This window comes from Algoriphagus boritolerans DSM 17298 = JCM 18970, assembly GCF_900108085.1.
Lineage (GTDB): Bacteria > Bacteroidota > Bacteroidia > Cytophagales > Cyclobacteriaceae > Algoriphagus > Algoriphagus boritolerans.
This window is the reverse complement of the sequence record NZ_FNVR01000017.1, coordinates 82,365-92,768: the sequence shown is the minus strand read 5'-3', so window position 1 is coordinate 92,768 and position 10,404 is coordinate 82,365. Positions and strand designations below refer to the sequence as shown.

The 10,404-nt window shown below is 45.5% G+C and carries 7 protein-coding genes; 4 read left to right on the top strand and 3 right to left on the bottom strand.

Features of this window, described 5'->3' with window-relative positions:
- Positions 1–243: 243 nt before the first annotated feature.
- Positions 244–2,571, bottom strand: coding sequence for a type I DNA topoisomerase (gene topA / locus C4S61_RS14455; RefSeq protein WP_103925523.1), 2,328 nt, complete (start codon positions 2,569–2,571; stop codon positions 244–246).
- Between the two features lie 157 nt (positions 2,572–2,728).
- Here topA and C4S61_RS14450 point away from each other — a divergent pair, with 157 nt between their 5' ends.
- Complete coding sequence (locus C4S61_RS14450) at positions 2,729–3,196, top strand: SixA phosphatase family protein (protein WP_103925522.1); 468 nt, start codon at positions 2,729–2,731, stop codon at positions 3,194–3,196.
- 146 nt (positions 3,197–3,342) lie between these two features.
- Here the strand turns inward: C4S61_RS14450 and C4S61_RS14445 are convergent, their stop codons facing one another.
- Both C4S61_RS14445 and C4S61_RS14440 read right to left on the bottom strand, forming a co-directional pair.
- Positions 3,343–4,224, bottom strand: coding sequence for a carbohydrate kinase family protein (locus tag C4S61_RS14445; protein ID WP_103925521.1), 882 nt, complete (start codon positions 4,222–4,224; stop codon positions 3,343–3,345).
- A complete protein-coding gene (locus tag C4S61_RS14440; RefSeq protein ID WP_262495023.1) occupies positions 4,217–5,578 on the bottom strand; it encodes a sugar porter family MFS transporter in 1,362 nt (453 codons plus the stop codon). Before C4S61_RS14440 ends, C4S61_RS14445 begins: the two co-directional genes overlap by 8 nt.
- Positions 5,579–6,024: 446 nt before the next feature.
- On the opposite strand from C4S61_RS14440, the gene C4S61_RS14435 reads away from it, so the two are divergent.
- The 3 genes from C4S61_RS14435 to C4S61_RS14425 all read left to right on the top strand — a co-directional run bounded on the left by C4S61_RS14435 (position 6,025) and on the right by C4S61_RS14425 (position 10,296).
- Entirely contained in the window at positions 6,025–9,402 is a 3,378-nt protein-coding gene (locus C4S61_RS14435) for a methylmalonyl-CoA mutase family protein (RefSeq protein ID WP_103925519.1), read from the top strand.
- A gap of 238 nt (positions 9,403–9,640) precedes the next feature.
- Entirely contained in the window at positions 9,641–10,060 is a 420-nt protein-coding gene (locus tag C4S61_RS14430) for an OsmC family protein (RefSeq protein ID WP_235010001.1), read from the top strand.
- Positions 10,057–10,296: a hypothetical protein gene (locus C4S61_RS14425; protein ID WP_103925518.1), complete on the top strand. Its 240-nt coding sequence runs from the start codon at positions 10,057–10,059 to the stop codon at positions 10,294–10,296. The genes C4S61_RS14430 and C4S61_RS14425 overlap by 4 nt, the downstream gene beginning before the upstream one ends.
- Positions 10,297–10,404 lie beyond the last annotated feature (108 nt).

The following is a 10,404-nucleotide window of genomic DNA, read 5'->3' as shown; positions in this document are numbered from 1 at the left end:
GATTGGGCTAAAGCCCGGAGAGGCAGCTGCATATTTTCTTGCCTCCAGCTAAAGCAGGAGGCAATTCATTTTGAGGTAATTATCGGCTATGAATAGGAATGGTGCTTTAGCCCATTCCAAAAATTGAACACAAATATCACAGGGCTTTAGCCCACCTCGGCGTAGTCTATAGCCTTTCAGCTTTGAGGTTCTTTGATGGCTGGGTATAATTTGCAATTACCCCCTTTTGAGGTCGGTTAGGAATTACTTTTTCTTTGTCGGAAACTTCCCTTTTTTCTTCCCTGCATCCGGTTGGGATTCGATGATCTCCAGGGTCTCGGCGTAGGTGAGTTGCTCGGCTTCTTTGCCTTTCGGGATTTTGTAGTTGTTTTTGCCCAACTTGATGTAAGGCCCCCAGCGACCGTTCAGCACCTGAATTTCCGGGTTTTCATCAAAGCTTTTAATGTGTTTTTTGGAATCTGCATCACGCTTATTCACTATCAACTCAATCGCTTCTTTTTCGGTGATTGACATCGGATCCTGCTCTTTTCCCAAAGAATAAAAGGCGCTGTCATGTTTGATGTAGGGGCCAAACCTCCCCAGTGCGGCGGTCATCTTTTTATCCTCAAAGAATCCTACTTCACGCGGTAGCTTGAACAGTTCCAAGGCATCTTCCATCGTGACATTCTCGATGAATTGGCCTTTTTTCAAACTGGCAAATTGCTTGTCTTCGTCCTCGTTTTCGCCGATTTGGACCAAAGGCCCAAATCTTCCCAGGCGGGCATAGACTTTCTTTCCCGACACCGGATGCTCTCCAATCAACCGGCTGGTGTTTACATCCTGACGCGATACTTGCTCGGTATCTTCGACGCTTTTATGGAATTTGCCATAGAATCCATCGATCATATCCTGCCAATCCTGTCCTCCGGCTGCGATATCATCAAATTCCTTTTCGACTCTGGCGGTGAAATGGAAGTCGATCACATTGGGAAAATGCTCTACCAGGAAGTCATTGACTACCATGGCGATGTTGGTAGGGAAGAGCTTGTTTTTTTCTGCTCCGGTGTTTTCGGTTTTGGTGGCGTCGTGGAATTGCCCTTTGGCAATCTTCATCTCGACATAATTCCGCGGAGTGCCGTCACGGGATTCTTTGGTGACGTATTCCCGCTTTTGAATCGTGGAAATGGTCGGTGCGTAGGTAGAAGGTCGGCCGATGCCCAGTTCTTCGAGCTTTTTGACCAGGGATGCTTCGGTGTATCGTGGAGCAGGTCTGCTGAAGGTTTCTCTACCTTTCATTTCCTGAAGTCTCAGCCCCTGTCCGATGCTGATCGGAGGAAGCAGCGACTTGTTGCCTTCTTCATCCTCTTCGGGTTCATCGTCGGTATCTTCCAGGTAGACTTTCAGAAATCCGTCAAACTTGATCACTTCTCCCGTCGCGACCAGATTCAATGCCGAGTTGGAAATGGCGATGGTGATCACTGTTTTCTCAAGTTCAGCATCCGCCATTTGAGAGGCGATGGCCCGCTTCCAGATCAATTCATAGAGCCGCTGTTCATTTCGATCCCCAGCTGCCTGAGTTTGTGAGAAGTCAGTTGGTCTGATGGCTTCGTGTGCTTCCTGGGCACTTTCGGATTTGGTGGTAAACTGCCGTGTTTTGTGATATTTTGATCCGAAAGACTGTTCGATTGCAGCTTTGGCAGCAGCCATCGCATCCTGAGAGAGGTTGGTGCTGTCAGTTCTCATGTAGGTGATCTTACCGGCTTCGTAGAGCTTTTGGGCTACAGACATGGTTTGAGACACGGAGAAGTAAAGCTTCCGAGAAGCTTCCTGCTGAAGTGTAGAAGTGGTAAAAGGAGCCGCAGGTGTCTTTTTGGTTGGCTTTTTCTCGAGATTGGCTACGGAGAAAGAAGCTTCCAGGCATTTTTTGAGGAATTCCTCAGCCTCCGCTTTTGTCTCAAATTTCTTTGGGAGTTCGGCTTGGAAGGTTTTTCCCTCTACTTCAAAAATCGCCGTAATTCGAAACGATGACTTCGCCTTGTGGGCTTCAATTTCCCGCTCCCGCTCCACAATCAAGCGGACTGCTACTGACTGAACCCTTCCGGCGGAGAGTCCGGTTTTTATTTTTTTCCATAGGATGGGAGAAAGCTCAAAGCCCACCAATCGGTCCAATATTCGCCGAGCTTGCTGTGCATTGACCAGATCGTAGTCTATCCCACGGGGATTTTCGATGGCTTTGGTGATGGCATTTTTGGTAATTTCTCTAAAAACAATCCGTTTGGTCCGCTCTTCTTTCAGGTTAAGTACTTCTTTGAGATGCCAGGAAATGGCTTCACCCTCGCGGTCATCATCACTGGCCAGGTAGACCATTTCGGCATCCTTGGAGAGTGCTTTTAGATTTTTGATCACTTCTTTTTTATCGGCAGTGACCTCGTAGGTAGGTTTGAAGCGGTTTTTGATGTCTATTGCTTTGTCACCCTTAGGAAGATCTCTCACGTGACCGTAGCTGGAGACCACCTTGAAGTCTGTACCGAGGTAGCCTTCAATGGTCTTTGCTTTGGCTGGGGATTCGACGATTACTAGATTTTTTGACATAGAAAAAGGGGGAATTTCTTGACTAAAGGAGCAATTCTGTAAAGCCAAAAATAGAGGGCATAGTTTTCTCGTCCAAATAATAAAAAATTCCGGTCATTGGAATTGGATGGATTTTTGATGTTTTTAGGCATAGGTTGTTAGTAAAAACGATTTCGTAATGAAGCATTTAATTCTTTTGAGACACGGGGAGGCGGGCTTTTCGGATGGGCTGGACTTTCAGCGTCAGCTTACTTCGAGGGGAAAAGAAAATTTAAACCGGCTGGGCCAGTCGATTCAATCCGATTCGTTGAAAGTGGATTTTATGTACTGTTCGTCCTCTACCCGTACGCGTGAAACGGCTGAAATCATCAAAAAATACATCAACGTGGGAGCTGAAGTCTATACACCTGAGATCTATGAAGGCAATCTGGACACCCTCATCCAATTATTGGAAAACACGCCAAAGGAATTAGAATCCTGTATTTTGATCGGACACAATCCTACGATCAGTCTCTTGATCGCTCACCTGACCCGAGCGGAATATGTGGGCCTTCAGCCCGGAATGATGGCCAAAATCGATCTTGAAATCAGCGAATGGAACATGATCGGCCTTGGAACAGGAACGCTCAGAGAGGTGATCCAGTGATTCAGATGGAAGTAATCAGTGCAGTGCCCAGTTATCGAAAAATTTGTAGGTAGTGATGAGTAAGTGGTCGAAAGTAAAATTAACAGGAAATCAATTCCCATTATTCCGTACCAACAAGTAAGCAATAACCATTAACCCCTCACAGTTTACCCCTCACCAATCCTGTAGATATCCGCTTCGCTGTATCGAGGCGTTCCGCCTTTTTGGGTCGCTACAAAAGCCCCGATTTTGCAGGCAAAATCCAAAATCTCTTCCGGAGACTTATCTTCCAGATAGGTTTTGATAAATCCACTCAGGAAGGCATCCCCGGCACCGATCGAGTCCTGAACTTTCACTTTGTAACCGGAATGATTATAGATTTTGCCTTTTTGATAAATCATTGCACCCTTTGAACCTTGCGTGATGCAGATAATTTCCATGGGGAAATGCTGATCGAGGTAGGCGCATAATGACTCGACACTTGGTTCCGTCCCAAAATAATCCGCGAAAACGGCTAATTCGTCTTCATTGATTTTTAGGATATCCGTAAAGCCAAGCAGCGTCTCTATGACCTCAAAGTCATAATATGGAGGCCTGAGATTAGCATCAAAAACCCTCAGAGTAGGATGGTGCAGTAATTTTATAAGCGTTTTAAAGCTTTCTTGATTTCGAACGCCAAGTGTGCCAAAAACAAACGCATCAGCCTCTTCCACAGCCCTGTTGTTTTCGGGTGACCATTGGATAAAATCCCAGGCGACAGGTGATACGATGGTGTATTTGATGTTTTCGGGATCAGTGGTGTCTACCAGGACTTTGGAGGTTTCATGAGCAGTGTTGGTCTGTATCAAATCCAAGGGGAGACCAAAACCTTTCAGAAAATCAAGAAGTTTTTCACCATCCGGATCCTCTCCCACGGCTGAAATTAGTCTGGAAGATAATCCCAGCTGGTGTAAATGGAGTGCGACATTCATCGGTGCACCTCCGGCTACAGGGCCTGTGGGAAGACAATCCCAAAGCATTTCTCCAAAAATCACAATTTGATCACGCATGTTTTTTATGTAAGTCATTTTGAATTTCTTCCAGCGATCGACCCTTGGTCTCCGGCATTTTGAATATCACCCAAAGCAGCTGAATGACCATCATCAGGCAGAAAAAAGCGAAAATGTAACCCGGTCCGTAACTATTGGCAAAGTAGGGGAATACGTTGGCTACCAGTGCGGCTAAAATCCAGTGGGTAAATGAACCGAGCGACTGACCCGATGCCCGCAGTTCATTGGGGAACATTTCTGAAATAAATACCCAGATCACCGCGCCTTGTCCCACTGCATGTGAAGCGATAAATCCGAAGACAAACAAGGGCAACCAGAAAGCGGGAATCCCCGGTCCCAGAAAGTTGAACGCCATTAATCCCAAGAAAATGATATAGCCGAATGATCCGATGTACATGAGTTTTTTCCGCCCCAGCCGGTCAATCAGATAAAGTCCAAAGAACGTGGCAAATAAGTTGACCAGACCAATTCCAATAGTTGAAATAAGCGCATTCTCTGTAGAAATTCCCGCCATTTCGAAAATTCTGGGAGCAAAATAAATAACGGCATTGATGCCGGAGACTTGATTGAAAAATGCAATTAATATAGCCAGCATGGTGCTGGAGAAGAATCTGGAATTGAAAAGAGCTCCAAATCCGGCTTTTTGTTTCATGCTTTGTTCCTCGGCGATTGCCAATCGGATCGCTTCATCGACCCCTTCCGGATCAGTTCTGGTGAGGATTTCCCGTGCTTTTACCTGATCGTTGAATTTGGCAATCAACCAGCGTGGGCTTTCCGGTATTCTGACGATCATCACGCTGTAGATCAAGGCCGGAATTCCTTCCACCGCCAACATCCACCTCCAGTCTTCGGGTAGCCCGGCAGTACCGATCAGATAGTTGGACACGTAAGCAATCACAATCCCAAAAACGATATTGAACTGATAGAGCGCTACCAATTGACCTCTGTTTTTGGCGGGGGCGATTTCGGATATATACATCGGAGCGACTACCGAAGATGCTCCTACGCCCAAACCTCCCAAAAACCTGAAAAAAGTAAAGGATTCTACATCCCAAGCCAACCCGGAACCGACAGCAGAAATAAAATAGAATAAACCTATCCAGAGCAGGCTTTTTTTCCTTCCAAATCGATCTGCCGGGATTCCTCCAAACAAAGCCCCGATTACAGTTCCGTACAAGGCAGAGGCAATGGCCAATCCGTGAATCCAGTCACTGAGCTTCCAGACTTCCTGTATATCCCGCTCAGCGCCAGAGATTACAGCAGTGTCAAAACCAAATAAAAAACCGCCTAATGCAGCTGTGATCGAGACAAAAAAGGCGTATTGTTTAGAGGACATATTGGGGATTGGGTGGATTGAATTACTAAACTACTCAGAAGGTCTATAAATCAAAATCAAGTTTGTCATTTCGGTGATTTTTGGGCTTTAGTTTAGAGATAGCCCAAAGGTTTTTTTCTATCTGATTACACGCTATTCTGCGAGTAGACGAATATACCCTTGATTTTGGGCTGGGAGACCGAAGACCAAAGAAGTCCAAGAATTGGCATCTATTAGTTCACTTGATCTTCGAAATTAGCTACTGGCAAAAATCGGATGATCAGATTTTCCAATTTCCAAAAAAATAAGATTGGAATCACCTGACAGCTTTAGATGAAGTTATGTACCAAATATTATTTTGTTTTGAGGTTCCTTGCAAAGCCCTTCCTCTTTTAAAATTGTTATATTCGCAGGCGAAAAAAAGAAAGCCGTTTTCTGGTAAGAATCGTTTTATACTGAACCAAAAAGGATATTGACCCAAATTCATGATCACTCCAGTTGAAGTTTATAAACCCAAAAATCACATCCGTATTGTCACGGCGGCCTCACTTTTTGACGGACATGATGCTGCCATTAATATCATGCGCCGGATCATCCAGGCTACCGGCTGCGAAGTGATTCACCTCGGCCATAATCGATCTGTACAGGAAATCGTCGATTGCGCTATTCAGGAGGATGTGCAGGCTATAGCCATCACATCTTACCAAGGGGGACACGTGGAATTTTTTAAATACATGTATGATTTGCTTCGCGAAAGGGGCGCAGGACATGTAAAGATCTTTGGTGGGGGTGGAGGAACCATCCTTCCCGAGGAGATCAAAGAACTTCATGCCTACGGCATCACCAGAATATATGCCCCGGACGACGGTCGTGCTATGGGATTGCAAGGGATGATCAATGATTTGGTGCAGAAATGTGACTTTCCTGTAGGAGATGAATTGCCGGAAGGATTTGATCTGGTTCAGGATAAAAAGGAGCATGTTGCGAGAGCTATTTCGGCATTTGAAAACTTTCCGGAAAACTCCAAAGTGCTGCTTGAAACCGTTAGGAAGAAAAGCAAAGCGGCAGTCACACCTGTTTTAGGAATCACCGGAACCGGCGGAGCCGGTAAGTCTTCCTTGGTGGATGAATTGGTCAGGAGGTTTCTTATTGATTTTGAGAATAAAACCCTGGCGATCATTTCAGTAGATCCATCCAAGCGAAAGACCGGTGGAGCACTTTTGGGAGATCGGATCCGGATGAATGCGATTCATCATCCACGAGTTTTCATGCGGTCCCTGGCAACTCGGCAGTCTAATTTGGCACTTTCCAAGTATGTGCAGGACGCAGTAGATACTGTCAAAGCCGCAGGTTTTGACATGGTGATTTTAGAAACCTCAGGAATCGGGCAATCCGATACAGAAATTATCGAGCATTCTGACCTGTCGCTTTACGTGATGACGCCTGAGTATGGTGCAGCTTCCCAACTGGAGAAAATCGACATGTTGGATTTTGCAGATGTGATTGCACTCAATAAGTTTGACAAGCGTGGGGCGCTGGATGCGATCCGGGATGTTAAAAAGCAGTTTAAGCGGAATCACAATCTATGGGATGCAGCAGATGAAACACTTCCCGTATTTGGCACCATTGCTTCTCAATTCAATGATCCGGGCATGAATCAGCTGTATCGGGCTTTGATTGGAAAAGTAGCTGAGAAATTCAAAGGATGGGAGAGTACCTCCGAGCTTGTAGCAGGTTCTTCGGAAAAGATTTACATCATTCCTCCTGCCCGAACTCGCTATCTCAGCGAAATAACCGAAACCAACCGAAACTATGACAGGTGGGTGGAGGAGCAAAAGGAAATTGCACAGCAACTCTACAGTATCCAAAAATCCATCGAGGCGATCAAATCAACCCAAGTTGATGATGTGGATCGCCTGATCAAAGAATTACAGGAAGTTTATGCTCAAGTTGAGCTTAACCTGGATCCAAAAAATAAGAAATGGCTGGAAGAGTGGCCAACCGAGGCCGCGAAGTATCAGGAGGATTTTTATGTGTTTAAGGTTCGGGATAAAGAAATCAAGATCCAAACCTATGCTACTTCGCTCTCCAATTCGCGCATTTCAAAAGTGGCTTTACCAAAGTACGAAGCTTGGGGAGAATTGCTGAAGTGGGGTTTGCGGGAAAACGTGCCGGGGCAATTCCCCTACACCGCAGGAGTTTTTCCATTCAAGCGGGAAGGGGAAGACCCTACGCGAATGTTTGCGGGCGAAGGTGGGCCCGAGCGGACAAACAAGCGCTTTCACTACGTGTCCAAAGGAATGCCGGCCAAGCGTCTTTCTACTGCCTTTGATTCGGTGACTTTGTATGGAGAGAATCCGGACTATCGACCGGATATCTATGGTAAAATCGGCAATTCAGGTGTGAATATCTGTTGCCTGGATGATGCCAAGAAGCTGTATTCAGGTTTCAATTTAGCGGATCCCATGACATCGGTTTCGATGACGATCAATGGTCCTGCAGCGACGATGACGGCGTTTTTCATGAATGCAGCGATCGATCAGCAATGTGAAGTGTATATCAAAGCCCATGGATTGGAGGAAGAAGTCAATGCCAAAATTGATTCGATTTTTAAAGAAAAAGGCCTCCCAAGACCGACTTACAATGGCGTGATCCCTGAAGAAAACAATGGGCTGGGCCTGATGCTTCTCGGAGTGACCGGAGATCAGGTTTTGCCAAGTGAGGTGTACGAAAAGATCAAAGCCGATACCCTTTCCAAAGTGAGGGGAACGGTCCAGGCGGATATCCTCAAAGAAGATCAGGCCCAAAACACCTGTATTTTCTCCACGGAGTTCTCGCTTAGACTGATGGGAGATGTTCAGCAGTATTTTATCGATCAGAAGGTTCGAAATTTCTATTCGGTTTCGATTTCGGGCTACCACATTGCCGAAGCGGGGGCAAATCCAATAACACAGCTTGCGCTGACCCTTTCCAACGGGTTTACCTATGTGGAGTACTATGTGTCAAGAGGGATGAATATCAATGATTTCGCGCCAAATTTATCCTTCTTTTTCTCCAATGGAATCGATCCGGAATATGCGGTGATTGGTCGTGTGGCGAGAAGAATCTGGGCAAAGGCCATGAAGCTGAAGTACGGCGCAAATGAGCGGTCTCAGATGCTGAAATATCATATTCAGACCTCAGGCCGATCACTTCATGCACAGGAAATCGACTTCAACGATATCCGAACCACACTTCAGGCCTTGTATGCGATTTATGATAATTGTAACTCCCTGCATACCAATGCTTATGACGAAGCGATCACCACACCTACTGAAGCATCAGTTCGTCGAGCGATGGCTATCCAATTGATCATCAATAAAGAGTTGGGATTGACCAAAAACGAAAATCCGCTTCAAGGGGCCTTCATTATCGAAGAATTGACGGATCTGGTGGAAGAGGCCGTCTATGCAGAGTTTGATCGGATCACCGAAAGGGGTGGTGTGCTGGGAGCTATGGAGACCATGTATCAGCGTGGTAAAATCCAAGAGGAAAGCCTTCACTACGAAATGCTGAAACATACAGGCGAATTCCCAATCATTGGGGTGAATACATTCCTTTCTTCCGACGGATCACCGACAGTCACTCCCGGAGAAGTCATTCGGGCAAATCCGGATGAAAAGGAAGCTCAGATTCAAACTTTGAGGAACTTACATAAGACCTATGAAGGTTTGGAAAACGAACAGCTGAAGTCCCTGAAAATTGCCGCAGTGAAGAATGAAAATGTATTTGGGAGATTGATGGAAGCTTCGAAATACTGTTCTTTGGGGCAAATCACCAATGCGCTTTACGAGGTGGGGGGACAGTACAGGAGGAATATGTGATTGGGTGGGAAAACGGAAGACAGTAGACGGGAGAGAAGGCAATCGCAGGTGACAGTTGGTAGAAGACTAAAAGTCAGCAAGCTAAAGTGAAAAGTCAGCTAAGTAGGGAGTCGCTTCGTTACTGTTATCCTGCTTCTTCACAGGCAGGTTGTTGATTAAATACTCAGTGCTGCTTCAGGAGAAATAGCACAACCAGGTTAAAACGCCGTAAATCAAAAATCGTAATTCGTAAATCAAAATGGCCAATAAAAGAAACGTCACTGTCCGCATGAAGGCGGACTTGGAATATGAAGCCCGCAATCCGCAAGGAAATGTGGTAAATATCGATATGTATGATCCTGAGCATAAGCAGGCCCAATCTCCGATGGATTTGCTGCTTTCGGCCTTGGGGGGTTGCGCTTCGGTGGATGCTGTTTTGATGATGAAGAAAAAACGCCGGGAGATCGTAGATTTTTATGTGGAGGCAGAAGGAATTCGAAACGATGGGGTTCCGGCTTTTTACACCGACATAGAATTAAAGTTCGTGTTGGTATCCCCTGATGCCACACCTGGGGAGTTTGCAAAAGTAGTTGCGCTTTCGGTGGATAAGTATTGCTCAGTGGCTTCCTCACTGAAGTCTACCATTACCTACAAATCTGAAGTAAGAAGACCTGAATGAGAGTAGTCAAAGAATTGATTCAGGAGGAAATTCGTGTCAGCATTTTCTCCTGGAATAATAAATACATCATCAAGTTTGAGTTGGGGCCGATGGAACAGACTTTTAAGCTAAGTGAAACGGATGTTTTGGAGGAGAAGGAGTTGGACGTTTTTCTGACCGGTAATTTTTTCGAAAAAGTAAAGGGGCGTTTTGATGAAATGGGGAAAACTTTTCGTTTGGAGCTGGAAAATTTCTAATTTCCCTGAAATAAGGTCAAATTATGAGCCATTTCAGATTTCTACTTTTTTACTTCTTAATCTGTTTTTCCCTACTTGGTTGTAATAAATCAGCAAAAAATAATCAGG

Bases quoted from the DNA above. Each gene is read 5' to 3' on its own strand.
- C4S61_RS14450 (WP_103925522.1), top strand. From the start codon at position 2,729: ATGAAGCATTTAATTCTTTTGAGACACGGGGAGGCGGGCTTTTCGGAT.
- topA (WP_103925523.1), bottom strand. From the start codon at position 2,571: ATGTCAAAAAATCTAGTAATCGTCGAATCCCCAGCCAAAGCAAAGACC.
- C4S61_RS14425 (WP_103925518.1), top strand. From the start codon at position 10,057: ATGAGAGTAGTCAAAGAATTGATTCAGGAGGAAATTCGTGTCAGCATT.
- C4S61_RS14435 (WP_103925519.1), top strand. From the start codon at position 6,025: ATGATCACTCCAGTTGAAGTTTATAAACCCAAAAATCACATCCGTATT.
- C4S61_RS14445 (WP_103925521.1), bottom strand. From the start codon at position 4,224: ATGCGTGATCAAATTGTGATTTTTGGAGAAATGCTTTGGGATTGTCTT.
- C4S61_RS14430 (WP_235010001.1), top strand. From the start codon at position 9,641: ATGGCCAATAAAAGAAACGTCACTGTCCGCATGAAGGCGGACTTGGAA.